Source organism: Ruegeria sp. AG6 (assembly GCF_056541565.1).
In genome coordinates this window covers 62157-85693 of record NZ_JBQFYQ010000008.1, presented here as the reverse complement: position 1 = coordinate 85693, position 23537 = coordinate 62157, and the positions used below count along the sequence as shown (strand labels likewise).

22 protein-coding genes are annotated in these 23537 nt (G+C 59.2%); 11 read left to right on the top strand and 11 right to left on the bottom strand.

Annotated features, from left to right (window positions below):
* Positions 1-5: 5 nt before the first annotated feature.
* From ACR0I0_RS15670 to trxB, 4 genes are all read right to left on the bottom strand, one after another.
* Positions 6-842, bottom strand: a complete 837-nt coding sequence (locus ACR0I0_RS15670) for a hypothetical protein (RefSeq protein WP_480492148.1) — start codon at positions 840-842, stop codon at positions 6-8.
* Positions 843-968: 126 nt separating this feature from the next.
* Positions 969-2690, bottom strand: a complete 1722-nt coding sequence (locus ACR0I0_RS15665; RefSeq protein ID WP_480492147.1) for a bifunctional sulfate adenylyltransferase/adenylylsulfate kinase — start codon at positions 2688-2690, stop codon at positions 969-971.
* 196 nt (positions 2691-2886) lie between these two features.
* Positions 2887-4578 carry an adenylate/guanylate cyclase domain-containing protein gene (locus ACR0I0_RS15660; protein ID WP_480492145.1) on the bottom strand — a complete coding sequence of 564 codons (1692 nt, stop codon included), beginning with the start codon at positions 4576-4578 and terminating at the stop codon, positions 2887-2889.
* A gap of 215 nt (positions 4579-4793) precedes the next feature.
* Positions 4794-5735, bottom strand: a complete 942-nt coding sequence (gene trxB, locus ACR0I0_RS15655) for a thioredoxin-disulfide reductase (RefSeq protein WP_171634439.1) — start codon at positions 5733-5735, stop codon at positions 4794-4796.
* A gap of 227 nt (positions 5736-5962) precedes the next feature.
* Here trxB and ACR0I0_RS15650 point away from each other — a divergent pair, with 227 nt between their 5' ends.
* A complete protein-coding gene (locus ACR0I0_RS15650) occupies positions 5963-6463 on the top strand; it encodes an Lrp/AsnC family transcriptional regulator (protein ID WP_152458979.1) in 501 nt (166 codons plus the stop codon).
* Between the two features lie 119 nt (positions 6464-6582).
* Here the strand turns inward: ACR0I0_RS15650 and ACR0I0_RS15645 are convergent, their stop codons facing one another.
* The 5 genes from ACR0I0_RS15645 to lgt all read right to left on the bottom strand — a co-directional run bounded on the left by ACR0I0_RS15645 (position 6583) and on the right by lgt (position 10802).
* Positions 6583-7365 carry a Hint domain-containing protein gene (locus ACR0I0_RS15645; protein ID WP_171722752.1) on the bottom strand — a complete coding sequence of 261 codons (783 nt, stop codon included), beginning with the start codon at positions 7363-7365 and terminating at the stop codon, positions 6583-6585.
* A gap of 334 nt (positions 7366-7699) precedes the next feature.
* A complete protein-coding gene (locus ACR0I0_RS15640) occupies positions 7700-7828 on the bottom strand; it encodes a hypothetical protein (RefSeq protein WP_256367481.1) in 129 nt (42 codons plus the stop codon).
* A gap of 267 nt (positions 7829-8095) precedes the next feature.
* On the bottom strand, positions 8096-8854 hold the full coding sequence (gene pgeF / locus ACR0I0_RS15635) for a peptidoglycan editing factor PgeF (RefSeq protein ID WP_480492144.1): 759 nt from the start codon (positions 8852-8854) through the stop codon (positions 8096-8098).
* On the bottom strand, positions 8851-9918 hold the full coding sequence (locus ACR0I0_RS15630; protein ID WP_480492142.1) for a class I SAM-dependent methyltransferase: 1068 nt from the start codon (positions 9916-9918) through the stop codon (positions 8851-8853). Before ACR0I0_RS15630 ends, pgeF begins: the two co-directional genes overlap by 4 nt.
* A complete protein-coding gene (gene lgt, locus ACR0I0_RS15625; RefSeq protein ID WP_210092733.1) occupies positions 9915-10802 on the bottom strand; it encodes a prolipoprotein diacylglyceryl transferase in 888 nt (295 codons plus the stop codon). The genes ACR0I0_RS15630 and lgt overlap by 4 nt, the downstream gene beginning before the upstream one ends.
* Before the next feature lie 97 nt (positions 10803-10899).
* Here lgt and ACR0I0_RS15620 point away from each other — a divergent pair, with 97 nt between their 5' ends.
* From ACR0I0_RS15620 to ACR0I0_RS15600, 5 genes are all read left to right on the top strand, one after another.
* Positions 10900-11148, top strand: a complete 249-nt coding sequence (locus ACR0I0_RS15620; protein ID WP_152458974.1) for an accessory factor UbiK family protein — start codon at positions 10900-10902, stop codon at positions 11146-11148.
* A gap of 321 nt (positions 11149-11469) precedes the next feature.
* A complete protein-coding gene (locus ACR0I0_RS15615) occupies positions 11470-11970 on the top strand; it encodes a type III secretion system chaperone family protein (RefSeq protein ID WP_152458973.1) in 501 nt (166 codons plus the stop codon).
* A gap of 39 nt (positions 11971-12009) precedes the next feature.
* Positions 12010-12825, top strand: a complete 816-nt coding sequence (gene proC, locus ACR0I0_RS15610; RefSeq protein ID WP_171634418.1) for a pyrroline-5-carboxylate reductase — start codon at positions 12010-12012, stop codon at positions 12823-12825.
* Entirely contained in the window at positions 12818-13156 is a 339-nt protein-coding gene (locus ACR0I0_RS15605; RefSeq protein WP_171634415.1) for a tRNA-binding protein, read from the top strand. Before proC ends, ACR0I0_RS15605 begins: the two co-directional genes overlap by 8 nt.
* The gene (locus tag ACR0I0_RS15600; RefSeq protein ID WP_480492139.1) at positions 13156-14106 is read left to right on the top strand and encodes a 2-hydroxyacid dehydrogenase; all 951 of its coding nucleotides are present in this window, start codon (positions 13156-13158) and stop codon (positions 14104-14106) included. Before ACR0I0_RS15605 ends, ACR0I0_RS15600 begins: the two co-directional genes overlap by 1 nt.
* Here ACR0I0_RS15600 and ACR0I0_RS15595 read toward each other — a convergent pair.
* On the bottom strand, positions 14103-14681 hold the full coding sequence (locus ACR0I0_RS15595; RefSeq protein ID WP_152458970.1) for a thymidine kinase: 579 nt from the start codon (positions 14679-14681) through the stop codon (positions 14103-14105). The genes ACR0I0_RS15600 and ACR0I0_RS15595 overlap by 4 nt on opposite strands.
* A gap of 354 nt (positions 14682-15035) precedes the next feature.
* Here ACR0I0_RS15595 and ACR0I0_RS15590 point away from each other — a divergent pair, with 354 nt between their 5' ends.
* On the top strand, positions 15036-15497 hold the full coding sequence (locus tag ACR0I0_RS15590) for a hypothetical protein (protein ID WP_152458969.1): 462 nt from the start codon (positions 15036-15038) through the stop codon (positions 15495-15497).
* Positions 15498-15663: 166 nt separating this feature from the next.
* Positions 15664-17466 (top strand): hypothetical protein, encoded by a 1803-nt coding sequence (locus ACR0I0_RS15585; RefSeq protein WP_480492137.1) that lies wholly within the window; start codon positions 15664-15666, stop codon positions 17464-17466.
* An 18-nt stretch (positions 17467-17484) separates the two neighbouring features.
* Here ACR0I0_RS15585 and ACR0I0_RS15580 read toward each other — a convergent pair whose 3' ends face one another.
* Positions 17485-18609: a beta-ketoacyl-ACP synthase III gene (locus tag ACR0I0_RS15580; protein ID WP_171722760.1), complete on the bottom strand. Its 1125-nt coding sequence runs from the start codon at positions 18607-18609 to the stop codon at positions 17485-17487.
* Positions 18610-18768: 159 nt separating this feature from the next.
* Between ACR0I0_RS15580 and ACR0I0_RS15575 the strand changes: the two genes are divergently transcribed.
* Genes ACR0I0_RS15575 through ACR0I0_RS15565 form a run of 3 tightly spaced genes read left to right on the top strand, consistent with a single transcriptional unit; the run spans position 18769 to position 23323 of the window.
* A complete protein-coding gene (locus tag ACR0I0_RS15575; RefSeq protein ID WP_171634400.1) occupies positions 18769-19236 on the top strand; it encodes a MarR family winged helix-turn-helix transcriptional regulator in 468 nt (155 codons plus the stop codon).
* On the top strand, positions 19233-20270 hold the full coding sequence (locus ACR0I0_RS15570) for an efflux RND transporter periplasmic adaptor subunit (RefSeq protein ID WP_171722761.1): 1038 nt from the start codon (positions 19233-19235) through the stop codon (positions 20268-20270). Before ACR0I0_RS15575 ends, ACR0I0_RS15570 begins: the two co-directional genes overlap by 4 nt.
* Before the next feature lie 11 nt (positions 20271-20281).
* Positions 20282-23323 (top strand): efflux RND transporter permease subunit, encoded by a 3042-nt coding sequence (locus tag ACR0I0_RS15565; RefSeq protein ID WP_480492135.1) that lies wholly within the window; start codon positions 20282-20284, stop codon positions 23321-23323.
* The last annotated feature ends 214 nt before the right edge of the window (positions 23324-23537 follow it).

Sequence of the window (23537 nt, the reverse complement as noted above, 5' to 3'; positions counted from 1 at the left end):
ACGGGCTACATCCAGGCCAATCGCAGAATCGGGGCCGTACTTGGTTCGATCCCATGTCGTTTGCACAACCTGTCCAGATATGACCCTGAAACCGGCAGCCCGCCCATCCGGTTGGCCATCAGTTTCTTCTGATGGCCGTAGATGTGTACCGAATGCACGGTTTCGGTTTCGATTTCATTCGTCCTGATGCGCGGATCGTGTAGCTTCCACAATTCCTCCTGCGCCAGCGGATAAAAGGTTTCAGCAGTCATGGCATGGCGGTCCTCTGCCGTCTGGCGCAGGAAATGGCCAAAGGCTTTGGGCCCCGAACTGGCCCAGGGCAGGGCTTCGATGCCCCAGCGTTCCCCTCTTGCGGTTCGTTCCCGATTGTGGCGCTGCAATCTGCGTCCACGCCAGGGTTGGGACGGGTTAGACGACATGACAAATTTCAGCATCTGTTCCAGGGTCGCCGATCTTGTGGGCAGGCGCAGCACACCCGTCGGGAAGTCGCCCCGCCTGGAGCGACCGAACACGAAATCCGTCGAAAAGTCGAACGCCCGTACGCAATAGGCATCCAGATCGACCCAGATCACCTCGCTTTGCCGCATCAAGTGCAGCCGGAAAATATCCGAGAAGACGGCAACGCCCTGCCTATCTTCGGCATCGACCACAAAAGGTGGCGGCCAGAAAACGTCGCTGGCAAGGCGGGTTTCGACACCTGCCGGAATGCCTTTTACCTCGTGCGCGACATAAAGGACGAAGCGGTGGCCATGATCCAGAAAGGACTGAAGGCAGAGTTGCTCCAACCAACTCAGATCGGATCCAAACCAGAAACTGGCAATGGTCGGAGACTTGTTCGTCATCTCAGTTTCACACCCGCCTTGAGGTCCTGAAAAGCATCAGGACCAGCGGCAATTGTCAATTGGCGACCAAAAAAGGAACGGCCCCCGGAATGACCGGGGACCGCCAAACAAGGTCAGATGAGACCGTTATCCGTTTGCTGCGATCAGGCCCATGCTTTCCAGTTTCAGCAGCACCTGATGGGCGCAGTTGTCGACCTCGACATTTTCGGTCTCGACCCGCAGCTCGGGGTTCTCCGGAACATCGTATGGGTCCGAGATGCCGGTGAACTCCTTGATCTTGCCCTCGCGCGCCAGCTTGTACAGACCCTTGCGGTCGCGGCGTTCGCATTCCTCGATGCTGGTGGCCACATGAACCTCGCAGAAGGCACCGAACTGTTCGATCTCTTCCCGCACGGCACGGCGCGTGGTGGCATAGGGCGCGATCGGGGCGCAGATGGCGATGCCGCCGTTCTTGGTGATCTCGGACGCCACATATCCGATGCGGCGGATGTTCAGGTCGCGGTGTTCTTTCGAGAAGCCCAGTTCCGAGCTGAGATTCTTGCGCACGATGTCGCCATCCAGCAGCGTCACCGGGCGGTCGCCCATCTCCATCAGCTTGACCATCAGCGCGTTTGCGATGGTCGACTTGCCCGAGCCCGAAAAGCCGGTGAAGAACACGGTGAAACCCTGCTTGGAGCGCGGCGGGAAGCGGCGGCGCAGTTCCTCGACCACTTCGGGGAACGAGAACCACTCGGGGATTTCCAGCCCTTCACGCAGGCGGCGGCGCAGTTCGGTGCCCGAGATGTTCAGGATCGTGACGTTGTCCTTGTCGAGAATCTCGTCATTCGGTTCGTACTGGGCGCGTTCCTGCACATAGACCATGTGCTTGAAGTCTACCATTTCAACGCCGATTTCGTCCTGGAACTGTCGGAACAGATCCTGCGCGTCATAGGGGCCGTAGAAATCCTCACCTTTGCTGTTCTTGCCGGGGCCCGCGTGGTCGCGGCCGACGATGAAGTGGGTGCAGCCGTGGTTGGCGCGGATCAGCCCGTGCCAGACGGCTTCGCGCGGGCCAGCCATGCGCATGGCCAGGTTCAACAAGCTCATAGAGGTGGTCGAAGCGGGGTACTTGTCCAGCACCGCCTCGTAACAGCGCACGCGGGTGAAATGATCGACGTCGCCCGGTTTGGTCATGCCCACGACCGGGTGAATCAGCAGGTTGGCCTGTGCCTCTTTGGCGGCGCGGAAGGTCAGCTCCTGATGTGCGCGGTGCAGCGGGTTGCGGGTCTGGAAGGCCACGATGCGGCGCCAGCCCAGCTTGCGAAAATAGGCGCGCAATTCGTTCGGGGTGTCGCGGCGCCCACGAAAATCGTAGTGCACGGGTTGTTGGATTCCGACCACCGGTCCGCCCAGATAGACCTCGCCGGCCACGTTGTGCAGATAGTTCACTGCCGGGTGGGCATCGTCATCGGCGCCAAAGACCTTCTCGGCCTCGCGGGACTTGTCCGGAGTCCAGCGGTCGGTCACGGTCATGGTGCCCAAGATCACGCCTTCCTGATCACGCAGAGCGATATCCTGCCCAAGTTCGATCAGATCCGCGAAGTCTTCGCTGACATCCAATGTGATGGGCATTGGCCAAAGCGTTCCATCGGCCAGGCGCATATTCTCGACCACATTGTCGTAATCCGCTTCGCTCAGAAATCCCTTGAGCGGGTTGAACCCGCCATTCATCAGCAGTTCCAGGTCGCAGATCTGACGCGGGCTCAGATCCCAGCTGGTCAGGTCGGCCGCTTCCACCTTCAGCTTCTGCGCCGAATCGTATGACACATACAGTTCGGGGATCGGGGCCAGATTGCTTAACATCGTCATTGGAATTCTCTTGTCGCAGTGTTGATTTGCCAGTGGATATCAGGCGGTTTCGAGGCGTTTGCACCGACTGACAGGCGAAGTCCACAGGCGGGAATGTAACAAAGGAGGATATGCGCCGAATATTTTTGAATTGGAAGGAATTTCTAATTCACAAGTCAAATCGATGATCTGATCCTAACGATCAGAGGTTATTGCTTCATGCAGAGAATTCCTGTTCCTGTTTTGTGGCGTTCTGCTCAAGTGTGGATGCACGGGTGACGGGCAGGGCGGGAATCGGTTCAGACACGCCGCGCAGCTGGAACAATCTGATATCGTCCTGGGGCACGACTACACCGGCGGCCTCCAGCAACTCTTGCGAGACCAGCAGTTCGACCTTCAGCGCCTTGGTTTCGCTTTCCAGACGACTGGCGACATTGACGGCGTCGCCGATTATGGTTTTTGACGCATGGCCCGCGGCGCCGATCTCACCCACCACCAGATCCCCAAGATGCAGACCCATCCCGATGCGAATGCCGGGGCTGCCTTCGGCCTCGAGCTGTGCGTTGAATTCATCAAGGGCGTGACTGATGTCGATGGCGGCTTGCAACCCGGCACGGGCGGACGCCGCCGCATTCGGCTTTTCAAAAACGGCAAGCAGCCCGTCTCCCATATATTTGTCCACGACACCGCCTTCCTTGGTGATGGCAGGCACGACCGCATCGAAAAACCGGTTCAGCAGGAACACGATGTCATAAGGCAATTGGCCGGTCGTACGCGCAGTAAAGCTGCGCATGTCCAGAAACAAAACAGCCAACTGACGTTCCTGACCCTGGCTGGCATGCCCGCGTATGCGCCCGCCATCTGGCCTGAAAACCCGAAAAACGGTGGTGGGTTCCGTAGGGCGTATCTGGCAGGCCAGTCGCGTCTGCGGCGAGGCGCCCACAGCAGCAAGGCTGCGTGCTTCGACGTCGCCGGGCGGGGGCAGGGCGTCGTTGCCATCCTCTACGATGACTCGGCATGTGGTGCAGCGCCCCTTTCCACCGCACAGGGCGGCGTGCGGCACGCCGTTCACCTGCGAAATCTCAAGCAAAGTCATGCCTTTTTCCGCGACCACCTCGGGGCCTTTGGCGTAATTCACGCGCACCGAATGCCTGCGCCGCCACAGTTTGCGCCCGATGTAAACCAGACCCGTCGCCCCCAGAGCCAGCCAGAAGATCAAAAGGCCATAGTCTTTTACACTGAACAGGGTCTGGAAGGTCTCGGGCGATGGCCAATTGTAGTGCTCGATATATTGCTCGCGCAGGAATTCATCAGCAAAGTCGGCCCATATGCGTCGACCTTCGGTCAGCAATCCGGCCAACGCGAATAATGGCACGAAAACCGCAACGCCGATCAGATAGGGCACGACCCGCGGCCACCACCGGGTCAGCCGCAACCACATATGCAAACCGATGCAGCCGTGTATCCAAACGATCAGCAACAAGGCGCTTTGCATCCATACGGCGATACTGGGCCACATCAGGATGATGATATATCCCATCTCGTCATTGACGTCATAGACTTCGTGCGCGACCCGCGTCTGCACGATGTGCGAGATCAGTTGCAGCGGAATCAGCAAGCCCAGAACGACCTGCAACGCCGTGCTGAATGGCATGCGCAGGGTTCTGCGTTGCGCGATCGATGTCAGGGCCAGACCTGCATGCGTGAACAGGGCAGCATAGAAAAGCACGCTCATGACATCGTGGCGTGTGACGGCCTTTCGACCGTCCTGCATCCCGTGCAGGTAATCCGTGTGAAACAGGCCCAAGCCAATATTTATGAAATGAAAGAATGCGAACACAAACAACACAAGACCACTGACGATCCTGAGTCGGGTTGACCACCCGCCGCGCCAAAGAGCGTTGTTCAAATGTTCACCTGTTTTTCGCTTTTCCCTCAGCAATCCTGATACGCCGCTGGCTGGGGGTCAAGGGATTGGCAGGTGGCATCGGCTGCCGATCAGTGATTGCAGCGCAGCGTATGCTTTGCAGTGCCCCCTTAAACCCCGGGGGCACTGTACTGAAAAGGCTGACGGCCTTCGGATCTGAATTCACCGGGGCAGCCCTGCAAAATTCAGAATTCGCGTTATTCGGTTTCCGCCAGGAACCGTTCGGCATCCAGTGCCGCCATGCAGCCCATACCGGCGCTTGTGACCGCCTGACGATAGACGTGATCGGTCAGATCGCCCGCTGCGAACACGCCCGGAACCGAGGTTTCCGTGCTGCCCGGTTTGGTGACGACATAGCCACCCATATGCGTTTCAAGCGTGTCCTTGACCAGCTCGTTCGCGGGTGCGTGGCCGATGGCAACAAACACGCCTTTACAGGGGATTTCAGTGATCTCTCCGGTTTTGACATGCTTGACGCGAACGCCCTCGACGCCCAGCGGCGCGTCGGTGCCGATCACTTCTTCCAACTCGTGGAACCACAGTGGCTCGATTTTGTCGTTCTTCATCAGCCGGTCTTGCAGGATCTTTTCCGCGCGCAGCTCATCGCGGCGATGGATCAGAGTCACCTTGCTGGCGAAATTGGTCAGGAACAGGGCCTCTTCCACGGCCGTATTGCCGCCGCCGATCACCACGATTTCCTGTCCACGATAGAAGAACCCGTCGCAGGTGGCGCAGGCTGAAACGCCAAAGCCCTTGAACTTCTCTTCCGACGGCAGGCCCAGCCACTTGGCGCGCGCGCCGGTCGCCAGAATGACGGCGTCCGCCGTATAGGTGGTGCCGCTGTCGCCCTTGGCGGTGAAGGGGCGCTGGCTGAGGTCCAGATCGTTGATGATGTCTCCGATCACTTCGCAACCCATGGCCTTGGCATGATCCTGCATCCGGACCATCAGGTCGGGGCCCTGTACCTCGGTGTCGCCGGGCCAGTTCTCGACCTCGGTCGTTGTCGTCAGCTGGCCGCCGGGCTCGATACCCTGCACCAGGATGGGTTCCAGCATGGCGCGGCTTGCGTAAACGCCCGCAGTGTATCCTGCTGGCCCCGATCCGATGATCAGAACCTTGGTGTGTCGTGTGTCGGCCATGGTAACTCCGCTCGAATTGCCTGAATTGGGCTTTTGGCCCGTCGCCCCGATATAGCGACCGACAGACCCGGCTTAAAGCCCCTTACTGTTCAAGCCCATTCAAGCCACCTTGCGCAGGGTGAGGGCGAAATGAGAGATTTGAAAACAAAGAAAATTGCGCATGTACGAAACATTATTGCGCGCACGTGGGGGGCTGATATAAGAACCGCAAAAATCAGGAGCATTTGATGGTCACGACTCGGCTGGATGATATCGACCGCAAGATTCTGGCGGAATTACAGGCAGACGGTCGGATGACCAATGTGGAACTTGCCAAACGGGTCGGAATTTCGGCGCCGCCCTGTCTGCGCCGGGTGCGCACCCTGGAAGAATCCGGTTATATCACCGGTTACCACGCCGAGGTGAATTCCCGCGAGCTGGGATTTGAAGTGCAGGTGTTCGCCATGGTCGGTCTTGACAGTCAGGCCGAGACCGAGCTGCGCGCGTTCGAAGAACGCTGCCGCGAATGGCCTCTGGTCCGTGAATGCCACATGCTGAACGGCGAGGTGGACTTCATCCTGAAATGCGTCGCACCCGATCTCAGCAGTTTTCAGCAGTTCTTGACCGGTGAACTGCTGACCACGCCAAATGTGGCCAGCGTCAAGACATCGCTTGTTATCCGCGGCGCAAAAGACGAGCCAGGCGTGCCGTTCGACGTTCTGGAAGAACGAATGAACCGGACGGCGTAACCCCCAGACGTTTTGCAGGTGCGGTGTTCGGTGGCAGCATGGCAGCCACCGCCAAGGATAGAATCCAACTTAGTAACAGCTGCATGATGCCCCCCATAATGCAGTAATCGCTATCGTACTCAGGCTGTCATCGCGTCGATTTCTCCGTCCCCGGCGCGCGGCATCAGCAGCGGACCAAAATCGTTGAGCGACTCGATATGCGCAAACAGGTTCAGATAAACCGACCGCAAAGAGTGGCTGATCATCCGGACCGCGTTCACACCTGGGTGATACGTTTCGAACTGTAAACCATCTACCCGAATAACGGAATGCCGTTTCAGACAAATGTGAAACAGTTCAACTGGCGTCGGCGGCATTGTTTCAATCACACCCGTTCCATCCTGAAATTCGGACACAGGTGTCAGAATCGGGTCATTTCCATACAAATGCCGTAAATGCGTCGGTGTGCCCACGATCCGTGCCGCAGGCCCGGCGATTACACCCGACATCGGCTTTTGGATCCCGAATGTATCTGCCGTGACGCGCGTAAGCGGCCGCGTGCGGCCCCGCGAATCCGGACGTCCCGGGATCAGAGTGACAGATCCCTTCCACAGCACGGTTTCCGACGCGCCATCCTGAGTAAGGACAGTATCCCCCGGCATCAGGTCTTCGATGGCCATGGGCCCATGTTCCGTTTCAACCAGCGATCCGCGCGTGAAGGCACAAAAGGCGTCTTCGAACATTGGCAGGGCAGGCGCTATGTGTCTGGTCTGAACCACGTTTCCGTTTTTCAACAGGGTGCTGACTTCATACCGGCGCAGCTGGGCCTTTGGTTTCGCAACCGGTCGCGGTGCGTCCCGCAGCATGGCTGTCGTTTCGATCGCATTTCTGGCCGCACGGGCCAGTGAACTAGGAATAGTCATAAATATTCCTTCCCCTCAAATTGTCCGGTCAGGCGCGGCGTAACCCCGTACAGGCCAACCTGGCGAACTGGTTCTTTGTCTTGAAACAAATGGGTGACCCTTGGGCGGCGGTCGGTCGGACCCCGCATTGCGACAAAATCTCGCTTTCCAATGGTCAACACATTGACCCCCCAGACAAACTCGTACTTCACGGGCGAAAATTGCCCGCACACACACAACTCCTGAATCCGTCTCGACCCCCTCAGATCGCGACGCATCACACATCGGGCAGGAGCAAGCCCGAAGCGCGTTCACCCAATCGAGACCGGCAGCTTGGCCTCGGGGTGTTTCTGTCTCAGCGTCGTGCCGCGATGCGGCTGGCGACCCTGACAGAATGGCTTGATACCCGCTTCCACGGCATTTCCAGCTTCTGGCTCCGCGTGGCGGCAACCATGGCTTTGAGAAAGCGAGATTTGGTTTTCATTTTCTGGTCCTGCTCCGAACGGGTTTGTTTCCCGCATCCGTTATGAACCTTTTGTGACGCACGTTTGCGGCATGGATAAGGCTTATCCGGGATGTTTTGCAGACAAGAAATTTATACTCGGTCCATCCTTCCACTCAACACGCCAGCGTCCGAAACAAGGACGTCAGAAGACCATCTGATAGCTGGCAAAACTCGTTACGATTCTGAGTCCGGTAAACACAACAAATGTGGCGGAAAAGTGGCGCGACGCCTAAATCTGGGCCAAAATCACAATCTTATGACCGAGATCAACCGCCCGTAATCGGCCTCGTTTGCATGTGTTGTGCGGCGATATGAATAGAACCGGTCCGGGTCGGAATATGTGCAGTGCCGGGTCCATTCCGCCTGCCCGACACCGGCCTGCCGCAATCGGTGCAAACCAAAGGCGGGCAGGTCGAATTGCAGCCGGTCATCCTGTCCGTTCGCGAAGAACCGGGTGTTGTCTGGAGAATCGGCGATAAATGCGTCCAGAAACTCGGGGCCCACTTCGTAGGCGCGTTGTGAAATGCTGGGGCCGATGACGGCGTTGATATTCCGGCGTGCTGCGCCAAGCGCTTCCATGGCGTCCAGAGTCGCCTCAAGCACACCGTCGAGTGCGCCGCGCCAGCCCGCATGCGCTGCTCCGATCACATTGGCTGCGGGATCGGCAAACAGAACTGGCTGGCAATCTGCCGTCAAAATTGTCAGCGCCAGACCAGGTGTCGCCGTCACGACCGCGTCCGCGCGTGGTTTTTCACCTTCCAAGGGCTGTTCAACCGTCAGAACTGTTGGGGAATGAACTTGATGCAGGCCGATCATCGCCTCGGGCGCGACGCCCATCGCATCGGCAACCCGCCGACGGTTCAGTGCGACAATTTCGGTTTGATCAGACGATCCATAACCGCAATTCAACCCGTTGAAGATACCAGAGGACGCCCCGCCGCGACGGGTCAAGAACCCGTGACGAAATGGGGAAAGCAAGTCCGAAGTCAGAATTTCCAGTGTCATGGCTCTAATCCCGGCGGTGGTGCAGCATAGGCCGGATAGAGGCCCATCACCTTGAACAGATTTCCCATTTCGGCCGGATGCGTCAACCGGCGATGCGCGGCAGCCAGCGCGTCCAGCTCGGAACCGCTCAGCGACCGGGACAAAGCCTGCGCCCTGGCGGTTATGCCAAGCCGTTCCAGAAACACGCCCTGCGGTGTCAGGCGTGTGTGCCTGGCTCCACAGGCGCGGGTCGCAATGGCCAGAGGCTCAAAATCCACATGTGCCGTCAGGTCGGCCTGACCGGGTGACGCCAGCGGATCGGCGGGCTTGTGGTTTTGCAGGGCTTGCAGTGTATCGCCCAAAGAATGCCAGTCGCCATAATCGACGATCAGCGCGGCACCTCCGTGGCTGGCGATCCGACCGGCAATCACGGTCAGAATGGGGATCGCAGCCGCGCACAGCTCGACCAGATCACCATCCTTGGTGTCCGAAAGCCTGTCCGCCAGCGCCACTTGTGGCCCATTGGGCCCTCGCCCAAACAGCAATTTGCCGTCGCGCTCGCCGACCAGGCGTTCACTCCAGCCGTCACCGTCGCGCAGGAACTGCCGGACAGGCAGCGCGTCGAAGAACTCGTTCGCCACCAGCAGCAGTGGTTGGTCCGGCAACTCTGCGACCCTGTCAGCCCAGTTCGGTGTGTAACCCTTCAGGGTGTCCGCCTGCACCTGCTTCAGGGCAGGCGAGGCCTCGATCAGCACAATCCGGGCAGCATCGTGAAATCCCTGCACGGTTCGGGTGGCACGCAATATGTCACTCATCAGAGTGCCGCGCCCGGGCCCCAATTCGCACAGGGTGAATGGCGCGGGACGGCCCTGATCCATCCAGCATTGCGCAAGGCACAGCCCGATCAGTTCGCCAAACATCTGGCTGATTTCCGGTGCCGTGGTGAAATCCCCGTCAGCCCCCAACGGATCACGCGTCGTGTAATAGCCCAGTGTGGGATGCAGAAGGCATTCGGCCATGTAGTCGGCCACGCTCATCGGGCCATCCTGTCGGATGCGGGCGATCAGGTGATCGGTCAGGCTCATTTTGCCCGCCCTGCGCGCAAGACAAACCACAGGCCAAGCGCGATCATGGGCAATGACAGGATCTGGCCCATGGTCAGGCCATATCCGCCCACATGCCAGGCCAATCCCAGCGGATTGCCGGGCGACACGAACTGCGCATCCGGCTGGCGGAAGAATTCAACAATAAAGCGCGATGCGCCGTAACCGGCCAGAAACGTGCCCATGATCAGGCCGGGTTGCTGAAAGGCTCCCCGGCGATAGACCAGCCACAGCAACAACGCGCCCAGCAACACGCCTTCCAACGCCGCTTCGTACAGCTGCGAGGGGTGCCGGGCACACATTCCCGCAACCACGCCGGGGCAGTCCTGCGCGGCAAAACCGGGAAAGATGACGGCCCAGGGCAGCTCGCTCGGGCGGCCCCACAGCTCGGCATTGACGAAATTGGCAAGCCGCCCCAACAGCAGGCCGGGTGGCACCGTGTAGGCAACCAGGTCGCCCAGCGACAGGGCCGGAATCCGATGGTGCCGGGCAAACAGATACGAGGCCAGAATCACGCCCAGCAGCCCCCCATGAAACGCCATACCGCCCTGCCAGACCTTCACGATCTCAAGCGGATGCGACAGGTAATAGCCGGGTTGGTAAAACAGCACGAAACCAAGCCGCCCGCCCAGGATCACGCCCAGAATGATCCAGGTGACCAGATCCTCCAGTTGGCCCGGTTTCATCGGCGGGCCGTCCGCAGGCCACAGGGCAGGGCGGCGCAACGCCACGACTGCCAGCCGCCAAGCAATCAGGATACCCGCGATATAGGCCAGCGCATACCACCTCAACGCGAATTCCATCCCGAACAGCGAGATCGAGAACAATTCGGGCGACAGATCGGGGAAATTCAGAACAGCCTGCATGTGCGTCTCATTGCCCGGGGTTTGCAGGGCAAGTCAACCTTGAGCCTGCGGCAATCTTTCCCCATATAGAGATCAACCGCGATACCGGAGAAAAGATATGCAAACCCGCAACAAGATACTGGACGACATGTCCCAGCTGATGACCAACGCCATGGGTGTCGCGCAGGGCGCGCGGGAAGAGGCCGAGAACGCGATGAAGTCGATGATCGACCGCTGGCTGGCCGACCGTGATTTCGTCACCCGCGAAGAATTCGATGCCGTCCGCGCCATGGCCCAGAAAGCGCGCGAAGAAAACGCCGCACTCGAAGCCCGCATTGCCGCACTCGAGGCGAAACTGGACAAGTAACGCCGCGGGCGTTCCCTGATTTCACAGTTTTGGACAAACTCTGCCGCCGCGCAATCCGACCGGGATTGTGCGGTGTCGTGCATTCTGACGTATTGCGGGATTTAATCAAGACAAAGCTGACCCGACAGCCAATATTTTGATCCACGTTGCCTTCTGTCCACAACTTATTGCTGTTATCCCCAACAAATAGGGTTGCCAGAACCCACGCCACATCGCACCATATTTAGTACAGGCCTATGGGGGAAGCCCGGTTTGTAGAGCAGGCAACTAGCGCTGGGGCGCTGCCAGCCCCAAGATGCTAGAGATTAGTGAGGTGGCATTATGGCCCTTTCCGAGCAGTATCTCGAAGAAGACATTCATCCGATCGACATTGTTGAACATCTGGCCGAACACCACGACTGGGATTTTGACCGCATTGGGGACGATCAGATCGCCATGGCTGTCGAGGGCCAGTGGCGGACGTATTCGATCACCCTCGCCTGGTCCAACTATGACGAAACGCTGCGGATGGTGTGTTCGTTCGAAATGGAACCACCGGCCGAGCGGGAAATGCAGCTCTATGAGCTGCTCAACAAGATGAATGATCAGTGCTGGGCAGGTGCCTTTACCTATTGGGCGAACCAGAAGTTGATGGTGTACCGGTACGGGTTGGTCCTTGCCGGGGGGCAGACAGCCAGCGCCGAACAGATCGACACGATGATCACCGCTGCCGTCATGAGCGCGGAACGGTACTATCCGGCGATTCAACTGGTCACCTGGGGCAATCGAGAGCCAGAAGAAGCCATGCAAGTGGCCATTGCAGAGGCCTACGGCCGGGCGTAAAGCTTTGCCCCGAACCGACATGTAACGCGGGAGGGGCAAATGGACATGACGCGTGTGGCCGAACAGGGGCTTGTGCTTCTGGGGTGCGGAAAGATGGGGTCCGCAATGCTGGCGGGATGGCTGGAACACGGCCTCCCGCCAGCGTCCGTTTGGGTGATCGATCCGCACCCGTCCGACTGGCTGAAGGCGCAGGGCGTCAACATCAACACACCCTTGCCCGAAGCCCCTGCCGTGGTTTTGGTCGCGGTCAAGCCGCAGATGATGGGCGAGGCCTTGCCCGCCATTCAGGCGCTGGGCGGTGGCAGCACGCTGTTTGTTTCGGTCGCGGCGGGCACCTCGATTGCCACGTTCGAATCCGTTCTGGGCAGCGATACGCCGATCATTCGCGCCATGCCCAACACCCCCGCCGCCATCCGTCAGGGCATCACCGCGTTGATCGGCAACAGCCACGCCTCTGCCGAGGATCTGGCTCTGGCCGAAAACCTGCTGTCGGCGGTGGGTGAGACGGTTCGTCTTGAAGATGAGACGCAGATGGATGCGGTCACCGGCCTCAGCGGATCCGGTCCTGCCTACGTGTTCCATCTGATTGAAACACTTGCCAAAGCCGGCGAGGCGCAGGGCCTGCCGCATGACCTTGCGATGAAACTGGCCAAATCGACGGTGGCCGGGGCCGGCGCACTGGCGATGGCCGCTGACGAGGATCCGTCTCAACTGCGGATCAATGTAACGTCGCCGAACGGCACGACCCAGGCCGCGCTTGAGGTGCTGATGCATGAAGAACGGGGCTTCCCCGACCTGCTGCACCGTGCCGTCAAGGCCGCAACCGACCGATCCAAGGAGCTGTCACGTGAGTGAGATTTCTTTCGACGATTTTCTCAAGGTTGATATCCGCGTGGGCGAGGTGATCCGCGCCGAACCCTATCCCGAAGCCCGCAAACCCGCGATCAAGATGTGGATAGACTTTGGTGATGAGATTGGCGAACGCAAGACCTCGGCCCAGATCACCGCGCATTATGATCCGTCGACCTTGGTGGGCAAACAGGTCATGGCAGTGGTCAATTTCCCCCCTCGCCAGATCGGCAAGTTCATGTCCGAGGTTCTGGTGCTTGGCCTGCCCGATGATAGCGGCGAGATCGTTTTGATCGGCCCTGACGGTAAGGTTCCTACAGGCGGGCGGATGCACTGATGAGACTGCTGATCACGCGCCCGATGACTCCGGCAGTCGAATCGCGCGCCCGCGCCGATTTCGATGTGACCATCCGGGAAAACACCCTGCCCATGGCGCGGCAGGAGATGCTGGCCGCTCTGGCCGATTACGACGTGGTTGTCCCGACGCTGGGCGATCAGTTCTCGGCTCAGATCTTTGCCGAGGCCGGTCAGCCGCGCTGCAAGCTGCTGGCCAATTTCGGTGTTGGCTTCAACCATATCGACGTGGATGCTGCACGCAAGGCCGGGATTGATGTAACCAACACCCCTGGCGCTGTCACCGACGCCACGGCCGATATCGCCATGACCCTGCTGCTGATCACAGCCCGGCGCGCCGGTGAGGGTGAGCGGCTGGTGCGGTCGGGTCAGTGGCAGGGCTGGCACCCGACGCAGATGTTGGGCCAACATGTGACCGGCAAGCGCGTGGGCATCGTCGGCATGGGCCGCATCGGGCAGGCCATCGCGCGCCGCTGTCATTTCGGGTTTGCCATGCAGGTGGCCTATCAGTCCCGCAATGCAAAAGATCTGGATTTCCCGGCAGAATTTACACCTGACCTTGAAGCCCTTGCCGCCTCGGTCGATTTCCTTGTGCTTGCGGTTCCCGGCGGTGCGGAAACCCGCCACCTGATCAATGCGCAGATTCTTCAGGCGATGAATCCTTCGGCCATTCTGGTCAATATCGCGCGGGGTGAGGTCGTGGACGAAGCGGCCCTGATCGCGGCGCTGCAATCGGGTCAGATTGCCGGGGCCGGGCTGGATGTCTATGAGTTCGAGCCCAAAGTGCCCCGGGCCCTTTGTGAAATGGAAAACGTCACCCTGCTGCCCCATCTGGGCACGGCCACCGAAGAGGTGCGCAGCAGCATGGGGCAAATGGCACTGGATAACGTGGCGGCATTTGTGGCGGGCGAGGCGTTGCCCAACCCGGTCTAGTCGCCCACCGCCTCGCGCCAGTGTTTGCGGCACAGCGAAACATAGGTCTCGTTGCCGCCGATCTGAACCTGGGCACCTTCGGTGATGGCGTTGCCGTTTTCGTCCTGACGTATCACCATCGTGGCCTTGCGTCCGCATTTGCAGATGGTGCGGACCTCGCGCATCTCATCAGCCAGAGCCAGCAGCGCGGCTGATCCGGGAAACAGCTTGCCCTGAAAATCCACCCGCAGCCCGTAGGCCAGCACCGGTACGTCCAGATCGTCGACGGCCCGGGCCAGCTGCCAGACCTGCGCTTCGGACAGGAACTGTGCCTCATCGATGAACACGCAGGTTACCGGACCGTCGTCCAGTCTGTTTCGGATCATCGCGAAGACGTCGTCGCCGGGCGTGAAGGTATCGGCCTCCTCCGAGATGCCGATGCGTGATGCGATCCGTCCGGCACCCGCCCTTCCGTCAATGGCCGCGGTCATCAGGTATGTCTGCATCCCACGCTCGCGGTAGTTGTGCGAGGCTTGCAGCAATACGGTCGATTTCCCCGCGTTCATGGTTGAATAGTTGAAATACAGCTTTGCCATGACGCGGGTCTAAAACGCTTGGGGAAAAGGAACAAGATACCAATCTTTTTGATGGAGCGACGTCGCCGTTGCGTTCGCAGAGGCCGAGCTACGCTCTAGGGGATGGAACCCCCACATCTGCAACAGCGACGCCGTCGGCCAACATGTGGCCAAAACGCAGCAAGGCTTAACAATATCACCCCGCAATCACTCATTACCGGCTTGAACTGCCGCCACTCACTCACAAAATCCCCCGCATATCTGAGGGATAGCCAATGTATGACATTTCAATTATGACTTGGTTATGGGAAATTTACCCACGCTTTCCCCCGTTTGGACATCGGGCAGGCGTTTGCAGGTAACAAAGGTAAAACAATGGCAGATATCGGGGCCTATCTGAAAAAACACACAGAAGCGCTGGTCAAGGATGTTGGAATCGAAGCCGCGTGTGAAATTACGGGGAAATCCAAAGCCACTTTGGGACGATACTATTCCGACAATGCTGAGCACGAGGACAGGTTCATGCCTGTGGACGCGGTGGCCCGCCTTGAAAACGCGGCGACTTACCCGCACGTGACGTCGGCTTTGGCGGATCTGAAGAACATCACCTTGTCCTATAGCGACCGCAACACCTCTACCCCCCGCACCGGTGGCGTCAATTCGGATGTCATTGCGCTGAGCCAGCGGTTTGCGATGTTGATGACCGAGTATCAGGCCGCAATCGAAGACGGAATCATCACCGTCAACGAAGCCAAACGGTTGCTGAAAGAAACCAGTTTGCTGCAACAGGTTCTGATCGAGATGAAGCTGCATCTGGAAGAAGAAAGCGTCAGCTAGCCGGGGTCAGGAACCGTTGCGCTCATGACCGGCCAGTTTTCGCCTGTGCGGCTTACCTGTTTTCATGCTCGAAAAGTCAGAAACGCTGACTGTGCCTGTTGCCTCAATTCAGTCACGTCTGTCTTGTAAGGTCCGTCGCGGGCAAGATCGTCAAGGGCAGAGAACCATGCAGAAATCGCAGGGAACATACAGGATTTTCGCAGACCGGGTGGTTCTGCGATTTTTTGTATGCGCCTATGTGGCACTTCTGGTTCTGATGACCCTGAGTGGTCATCAGGATGGCTCTGACGACGTGATGCGCTGGGTGGTCGTGCAGGATCTGTTGCAGGGGCAGGGCTGGTTCGACAACCATCAGTATCGGCTGGGTCCCGAGGGCGGTACTTTGATGCATTGGTCCCGATTGATCGACGCGCCGATCGCCTTGCTCTACGGAACATTCGGTTTGGTTTTGCCGCCCGATACGGCCCTTCAGGTGACGGCATTCGCCTGGCCCTCACTTTTGGCCGGCCTGGCCTTGTGGGCCTTTGCGGTGACGGGAAGCGTTTTGGGCGCGCGGGAAGGCGCTGTTTCGGCACTGGTTGTGGGTGTGCTGGCGCTCGAACACTCCAGGAAGTTCGACTATTTTTCGTTTGATCACCACAATGCTCAGATTCTTCTGTTCGCCACGGCCCTGATGCTGTTTGCGTTGCGCAGGGACAAACCATATGCCGGATGGCTGCTGGGTGCCTGCTTGGCGCTTTCGGTGTCGATAGGCACCGAATCGATATTGCAGATCGCACTTGTCGCCGTGTTTTTTGCCATTGACTGGATCGTCAACGGTGAACCGACCCGTCGCCGGACCATGGCATTCGGTATCGGGCTGGTCGTGACGCTTGTACTGACCAGCCTTGCAACAACGGGACACGAGGCCTTTCTGTTTCCAAGCTGTGACGCCCTGACTCTCAGCGTGGCGTTGCCGGCGAGCGTTGCCGCGGCGGGGCTTTGCATTGTGGCCTGGATCGGGTCTGGCTGGTCACTTTGGGGCCGGGTCGGCGCATGTGTTGCAATTGGCGTGGTGACATTGGCCTGCGCTTACGATTTCGCCCCGCATTGTCTCAGCAATCCGATCGAAGCCCTGCCTCAGGACATGCGCGACTATTGGCTGAGCCAGGTGGCGGAAGCCCAGAAAATCAACGTCACTCTGCAACGGCACCGGGGCGAAGCGCTGGCCCTGATCGCGATGTCGATCCTGTGCGTGGCAGCCGCCCTGATCTTTGCAGTCAGATCGCCCTTCAGACTGGAATACGCCCTGTTTCTGGCCCTGATCGTGACCGGCCTGGTGGTGTTCCTCTATCAGTCCAGAATGATGACATTCCTGGGCGTTTCGCTGGTGGCTGTCCAGGCGCAGATCCTGCGTGTCCTATACACCTCTTATGCAAGCAGTCGCCGCGCGATGTCAGGGCTTGCGATGGTTGCTTTCATCCTCTGCATCTCGCCGAAAACCGGCGCCAGCATCGATGAGCAGTTGGGGCGCTTTGCCGAGCCGTCCTTTGCCGCATCCGCGATGCCGGCCCGACAGTCACAGCAAAATTCGGGGGCATCCTGCAAAACGCCCGAAGCCTATGCAGCCCTGCATGGCCTGCCAGCCGGCAGAGTTCTTGTTGATTTCGACTTTGCCGCGAACGTGCTGCGCCATACCGACCATTCCGTATTGGCGGGCAATTATCACCGGAATCAGGCTGGAATTCTGGCGCAGATCGAACTGTTCCGATCGGACGCCGACCAGATCGGATCACGCCTGACCGAGCTGGACGTGGATTACGTCATGCTCTGCACGTCCGCACCGCGCGCCGAATTCTGGTCCTGGGCGTCACAGGGCCGTGGTTTGCAACCGCGATTGATTGCGGGTGAAATCCCGGCCTATCTCAGACGGATACAAGCTGCGGAAGGTACAGCCTTTCAGGTCTTTCAGGTGAGTGGGGCAGGCTAGGTCACACAAGATCAACCGTCAGGCGTGGCGCTTCACGATCACCGAACCGACGGAATACCCGGCGCCGAAGGAACAGATCAGGCCCAGATCACCTTCCTGCAAGTCGTCGGAATACTTAGAAAACGCGATGATCGACCCCGCAGAAGACGTGTTGGCATAATCCTGAAGGATGTTGGGTTGCTCGCCCGGCTCGGGTTCGCGGCCCAGAACTTTCTTGCCGATGAAGTCGTTCATCGTCTTGTTGGCCTGATGCAGCCACAGGCGTTTCAGATCAGAGTTTCTGACCCCTTCGGCATCCATGTGGTCGCTGATATGCTTGCTGACCATCGGCAGTACTTCCTTGAATACTTTCCGACCGTTCTGCATGAACTGCATGTCGCGCCGATCGGTCAGCCCGTCAGGGCGCGAGCGGCGCAGAAAGCCGTTGTTGTTGCGAATATTGTTGGAAAACGCAGTAGCACAGCGGGTCGACAGGATTTCGAAATGCGGGCCTTTGGCGTCTTCGATCCGCTCGATCAGCGTTGCCGTCGCCACATCGCCAAAGATGAAATGACAATCCCGGTCGCGCCATTCCAGATGGCCCGAGCAGATCTCGGGGTTGACCACCAGCGCCGCTCGCACCGATCCAGACCTCACCATATCCGCCGCGGCCTGAATGCCGAACGTGGCCGAAGAACAGGCGACGTTCATGTCAAAGCCGAACCCGTTGATCCCCAGTTCCTGCTGAATTTCGATCGCAATCGCCGGATAGGCGCGCTCGTGGTTCGAGGCCGCGCAGATTACCAGATCGACATCCGCCGCTGTGCGCCCCGCCTGCGCCAGCGCCTTCCTGCAGGCATCCACTGCCATCTCGGTCATGATCCCGGGCTCGTCATCGCTGCGCTGGCGCAGCGTCGGGTGCATCACGTCCGGGTTCAGCACCCCGGCCTTGTCCATCACGTAGCGGTTTTCGATCCCCGACGCCTTGACGATGAACTCTTCCGAGGAATGCTGCATCGCCTCCATCTGCCCGGCGGCGATGGCTTCGGCATTCTTCGCGTTCTGTTTGTCGGCATAAGCGTTGAATGCTTCGACAAGCTCGGCATTGGTGATGACGTTTTCCGGCGTGAAGACACCGGTACCGGTGATGGCGGGGGTATACATGGCGAGCCCTGAGTGTTTCGGATTTGCCCAAAATGCAGTCACGGTGTGATTTGATCAAGGTATGTTGACCTAAGGGAATGTGCATAAAGCTGTAGCTTCATATCTTGAATAGTTCAGAAACTGAAGTATATGACCGCTCCAAACGCGCGGAGATCCCCGATGCCCGACGATATCAGCACCAGGCTTGGCCGCCTCAGCCCCGAGATTCAGGCGATCATGGGCGTCTATGCCCTGTACTGGAAACTGGAAGAGACCTTCGACTGTATCGAAACAGACCTGAGCCACCCCGAATGCCATATGCTGATCAAGCTGGATCAGCCGAAACGCATGGGGGTTCTGGCTGCGGATATGCTGAGTGTACCGTCCACAATCACCGCCACCGCGGATTCGCTGGAAAAAGCCGGCTATCTCATGCGCGAGCGTGACCCCGAAGACCGCCGCGCCTGGTTGCTGGTGCTGACCGAGCGTGGCGAAGAAGCCCGCAACATGCTGGTGGCCGAGGCCGGAGACCTTTTTCACAGGGCCTCGGGCCTGAACGACGAAGAAACAGCCGAATTCGCGCGACTGGCGCGCAAAATCCGTGACAACGTTTTGAAAACGGGAATTCCCGAGGGACTGAAGAAATGAAACTCCTGACCTCTCTGGGCCTTGCACTGGCCGTTCTGGCAACTCCGATTACCGCTCAAGATACTCCGAAACCGGTCAAGCTGATGCAGGTGCACGAAACAACGCCCGGCTTCACCCGCCAGTTCTTCGGTCGTGTTGCCGCGCGGCAGACGGTCGATCTTGCCTTTCAGGTTGCCGGTCAGATCGTCGAAATGCCGGTCAACGAAGGGTTTGTCATCCCCAAAGGCGGCCTGATTGCGCGACTGGATCAGGAGCCGTTCGAACTGCGGCTTGAGCGGGCGCAGCTGCAAAAGGAACAGGCCGACCGAACCGTCGCCCGCCTGTCGCGTTTGCGGGGCACCACGGCCAGCCAGGTGGCGGTCGATGACGCGGAGACCGAAGCGCAACTGGCCGCGATCGCACTGCGCGATGCCGAATACGAACTGGAACACGCGACTCTGACCGCACCATTTGACGCGCTGGTCTCCAGCCGCGCGGTCGAGGCTTTCACCACCGTATCGGCGGGCACGCCGATCGTCCGCATCCACGACATGTCCGAACTGCGCATCGAGGTGGACGTGCCCGAGATCCTGTTTCAACGCTCGGGCCAGAACGACGATATCACCATCACCGCCAAATTCCCCGTAAGTGATGAAGTCTTCCCGCTGGAAATCCGTGAATTCGACGCTGAAACCTCAAGTGTCGGGCAGACCTTCCGCATTCAGTTCGGCCTGACCCCGCCCGAGGGGCTGCAAATTCTTCCCGGCTCGTCCGTCACCGTCAACGTAAAGGTCCGGGATGAGCGCACAGGCATCGTCGTGCCGGCGACAACCGTCATCGCGGATGCAACAGGTGAGCTGGGCGTCATGGTGTTCTCGCCGGCCGGTGCGGATGAAGGCACGGTCCGCCGCGTTCCGGTGACAATCGAACCCACGCAGTCGGGCGATGTTCGGGTGTTGAAAGGCTTGTCCGACGGTGACGAAGTTGTTGTGGCTGGCGGTGCTGTGCTGACAGACGGTCAGTCCGTGCGCCGGTTCACCGGCTTCGCGAACTGAGGGGCAGACAGATGAACATCGCGCGCGCCTCGATTGATCGACCGCTTTACACATGGCTGATCATCCTCATTGCCCTCTTTGGTGGCATCTGGGGATTCACGTCGCTTGGTCGCTTGGAAGACCCGGCTTTCACCATCAAGAACGCGGTCATCGCCACGCAATATCCCGGTGCCACGGCGGAACAGGTGGCGCTTGAAGTGTCCGAACCCCTTGAATCCGCGATCCAGCAGATGGGCGAGGTGGATGTCATAACCTCTGTCAACCAACCTGGACAATCGCTGATCGAAGTAGAGATCAAGTCGACCTACGACGGCACCGAACTGCCCGATATCTGGACCCGCCTGCGGGCCAAGGTGCGCGATGCTGCCCGCGGGCTTCCGTCGGGTGTCAGCCAACCCTATGTGAATGACGGGTTCGGTGATGTGTTCGGCCTGTTCTATGCGGTGACTGCCGAAGGGTTTTCGGACGCCGAAAAGCATGAACTGGCAACGTTTCTGCGTCGCGAACTGCTGACCGTGGACGGCGTCGCCGATGTCGAGGTTCAGGGCCTGCCGGACGAGGCGATTTTTGTAGAGCCCGATCTGGCGATCTCGGTGAACCAGAACGTCCCGCTGCAAGCGATCAACGAAGCCATAGCCAACGCGGATTCGGTGAATTCCTCGGGGTCTTTGCGGTCTGAAGATGCCCGCACCACCATTCTGACGGCCGAGGGTTCGGACAGTGTCTCGGCCATTGCGGGCCTGTCTGTCGGTTCGCAAGGGCAGGTGATCAACCTGTTCGACATGTCCGATGTCTATCGCGCCCGTCAGAACGATCCGGACATCATGATCCGCTATAACGGGACCGAAGCCTTTACCCTCGGTATCGCCGGTCTGGCGACGGAAAACATCGTCGAGGTCGGCAAGCGAGCTGACGCCAAATTCGCCGAGCTGGATGCGAATATCCCCTTCGGTGTCGATATTCTGCCGATCTATCAGCAACATGTGGTGGTCGAACAGGCCTCGAACGACTTTCTCGTGAACCTTGCCATGTCGGTGGCCATCGTGGTCGCCGTTCTGGGCATCTTCATGGGCTGGCGCGCGGCCATCGTTGTCGGTTCGACCCTGTTGCTGACCGTGGTCGGCACGCTTCTGTTCATGTCACTGTTCTCGATCGAGATGGAACGGATTTCCCTGGGTGCGCTGATCATTGCCATGGGTATGCTTGTGGACAATGCCATCGTGGTGGCCGAAGGAATGCAGATCGCGATGTTGCGTGGCCAATCCTCGCGCGATGCGGCTGAGGATGTGGCGTCCAAAACCCAGATCCCCCTGCTTGGGGCCACCGTGATCGGCATCATGGCCTTTGCCGGGATCGGGCTCAGCCCGGATGCGACGGGCGAGTTTCTGTTTTCTCTGTTTGCGGTGATCGGCATTTCGCTGCTGCTCAGCTGGATACTTGCCATCACGGTCACGCCTTTGCTGGGGCACTATTTCTTCAAGCAGGGCAAGGAGGGTGAGATCGACGCCTACGGGGGCATCCTGTTCCGCACATATGGCGCGATCCTGCGGTTTGCGCTCCGCTTCCGGTGGCTGGTTGTTGCGGGTCTCATCGGCGTAACCGTTGCGTGCTATGCCGGGTTCGGGTTGATGAAACAACAATTCTTCCCCAACTCGAACACGCCTTTGTTCTTTGTGCATTACAAGCTGCCTCAGGGCACGCCGATTGCCCGCACGGCTCAGGACATGGCGGTGTTCGAAGATTGGCTGACCCAACGCGATGACGTGGTTTCGGTCACGACATTCGTCGGTCAGGGGGCAACCCGGTTCATGCTGACCTATTCGGCGGAAAAACCGAACCCGAGCTATGGTCACATGATCATCCGCACGGAAAGTCTGGATAACATCCCGGCCTTGCAGGCGGATCTGGAAGCGTTCGGGTCGGTCCAGTTCCCCGAAGGCGAGTTCGGAACCAAGCGCCTGGTGTTTGGCCCCGGTGGCGGTGATCCGATCCAGGCCCGGTTCTCGGGCAGCGATCCGGTGGTCCTGCGTCAACTTGCGGATGAGGCCGTGCAGCGCATGGCGGCGGCGTCGCCCAACGCGCTGCTCGTTCATCATGACTGGCGCGAACAGGAACTGGCGGTGCAGCCGATCTATGCCACAGAACGGGCCCAGACCGCGGGTGTTACGCGCGAAGACATTGCGGCCACGCTGCAATTTTCGACCGATGGCATCACGGGCGGTGTGCTGCGGGAACGTGACCGCCTGATCCCCATCATCTTGCGTCGTCCGGCGGACGGAGATTATTCCATCGTCGATCAGGTGGTGTATTCGGACCAATCCGGGAAATTTGTACCAATCGAACAGATGGTCGATGGATTCGAGTACAAATCCCTCAATACGCTGGTTCATCGCCGCGATCGTGTTCTGACCATCACCGTCGGCGCGGACATCCCGCCCAACCTGACGGCGGCTCAGGTACACGCCGAAGTTCGGGACGCCATCGAGGCAATCGAATTACCCCCCGGATACAAGATGGAGTGGGGCGGTGAGTTCGAAAACTCGCGTGACGCGCAGGAAAGCCTGGGCAAACAGTTGCCGTTGAGCCTGCTGATCATGGTGCTGATCTCGGTTCTGCTGTTCAACGCGATCCGACAGCCGATCATCATCTGGCTGCTGGTTCCGATGTCGGTCAACGGCGTGGTCATCGGCCTGTTGGGCACAGGGCTGCCCTTTACCTTCACGGCCCTTCTGGGCCTGCTCAGCCTGTCGGGCATGCTGATCAAGAACGGCATCGTTCTGGTGGAAGAGATCGACCTGGTTCGCGCCACGGGCAAACCCTTGCGCGCATCCATCGTCGAAGCCTCGGTCTCGCGTTTGCGTCCTGTGATGCTGGCTGCGATCACCACTATTCTGGGCATGGCGCCGCTGCTGACCGATGCGTTCTTCGTCTCGATGGCGGTGACGATCATGGGCGGGCTGGCTTTTGCGACCGTCCTAACAATGGTCGCCGCGCCGGTGTTCTACCTGCTTTTCTTCGCGGGCGATGAAAAACGCGAACTTGCAACGGTGTGATCCCTTTTCAAGATTGCAATGGAATCCCAGCTAAAACACACCGATCCTTGTGTGCCAGTTTAATCGTACCGAACCATTCAAAGTGACTCAGATCAGAAGGCGTCGGGAGGGTCGTAGAATGGTCGCCTGAGGGGCGGCCTTCATGGAACTCGTTGTTTGACGATGGTCGCCGCTCATCGAGAAACGCAAGGCTTGCCAGGCTCTTCTTCGTTTG

Bases quoted from the DNA above. Each gene is read 5' to 3' on its own strand.
- ACR0I0_RS15640 (WP_256367481.1), bottom strand. From the start codon at position 7,828: ATGAAAACCAAATCTCGCTTTCTCAAAGCCATGGTTGCCGCCACGCGG.
- proC (WP_171634418.1), top strand. From the start codon at position 12,010: ATGGACATGACGCGTGTGGCCGAACAGGGGCTTGTGCTTCTGGGGTGC.
- ACR0I0_RS15630 (WP_480492142.1), bottom strand. From the start codon at position 9,918: ATGAGCCTGACCGATCACCTGATCGCCCGCATCCGACAGGATGGCCCG.
- lgt (WP_210092733.1), bottom strand. From the start codon at position 10,802: ATGCAGGCTGTTCTGAATTTCCCCGATCTGTCGCCCGAATTGTTCTCG.
- trxB (WP_171634439.1), bottom strand. From the start codon at position 5,735: ATGGCCGACACACGACACACCAAGGTTCTGATCATCGGATCGGGGCCA.
- ACR0I0_RS15645 (WP_171722752.1), bottom strand. From the start codon at position 7,365: ATGACTATTCCTAGTTCACTGGCCCGTGCGGCCAGAAATGCGATCGAA.
- ACR0I0_RS15665 (WP_480492147.1), bottom strand. From the start codon at position 2,690: ATGACGATGTTAAGCAATCTGGCCCCGATCCCCGAACTGTATGTGTCA.
- ACR0I0_RS15650 (WP_152458979.1), top strand. From the start codon at position 5,963: ATGGTCACGACTCGGCTGGATGATATCGACCGCAAGATTCTGGCGGAA.
- ACR0I0_RS15595 (WP_152458970.1), bottom strand. From the start codon at position 14,681: ATGGCAAAGCTGTATTTCAACTATTCAACCATGAACGCGGGGAAATCG.
- ACR0I0_RS15585 (WP_480492137.1), top strand. From the start codon at position 15,664: ATGCAGAAATCGCAGGGAACATACAGGATTTTCGCAGACCGGGTGGTT.
- ACR0I0_RS15615 (WP_152458973.1), top strand. From the start codon at position 11,470: ATGGCCCTTTCCGAGCAGTATCTCGAAGAAGACATTCATCCGATCGAC.
- ACR0I0_RS15575 (WP_171634400.1), top strand. From the start codon at position 18,769: ATGCCCGACGATATCAGCACCAGGCTTGGCCGCCTCAGCCCCGAGATT.
- ACR0I0_RS15590 (WP_152458969.1), top strand. From the start codon at position 15,036: ATGGCAGATATCGGGGCCTATCTGAAAAAACACACAGAAGCGCTGGTC.
- ACR0I0_RS15670 (WP_480492148.1), bottom strand. From the start codon at position 842: ATGACGAACAAGTCTCCGACCATTGCCAGTTTCTGGTTTGGATCCGAT.
- pgeF (WP_480492144.1), bottom strand. From the start codon at position 8,854: ATGACACTGGAAATTCTGACTTCGGACTTGCTTTCCCCATTTCGTCAC.
- ACR0I0_RS15600 (WP_480492139.1), top strand. From the start codon at position 13,156: ATGAGACTGCTGATCACGCGCCCGATGACTCCGGCAGTCGAATCGCGC.
- ACR0I0_RS15620 (WP_152458974.1), top strand. From the start codon at position 10,900: ATGCAAACCCGCAACAAGATACTGGACGACATGTCCCAGCTGATGACC.
- ACR0I0_RS15580 (WP_171722760.1), bottom strand. From the start codon at position 18,609: ATGTATACCCCCGCCATCACCGGTACCGGTGTCTTCACGCCGGAAAAC.
- ACR0I0_RS15565 (WP_480492135.1), top strand. From the start codon at position 20,282: ATGAACATCGCGCGCGCCTCGATTGATCGACCGCTTTACACATGGCTG.
- ACR0I0_RS15570 (WP_171722761.1), top strand. From the start codon at position 19,233: ATGAAACTCCTGACCTCTCTGGGCCTTGCACTGGCCGTTCTGGCAACT.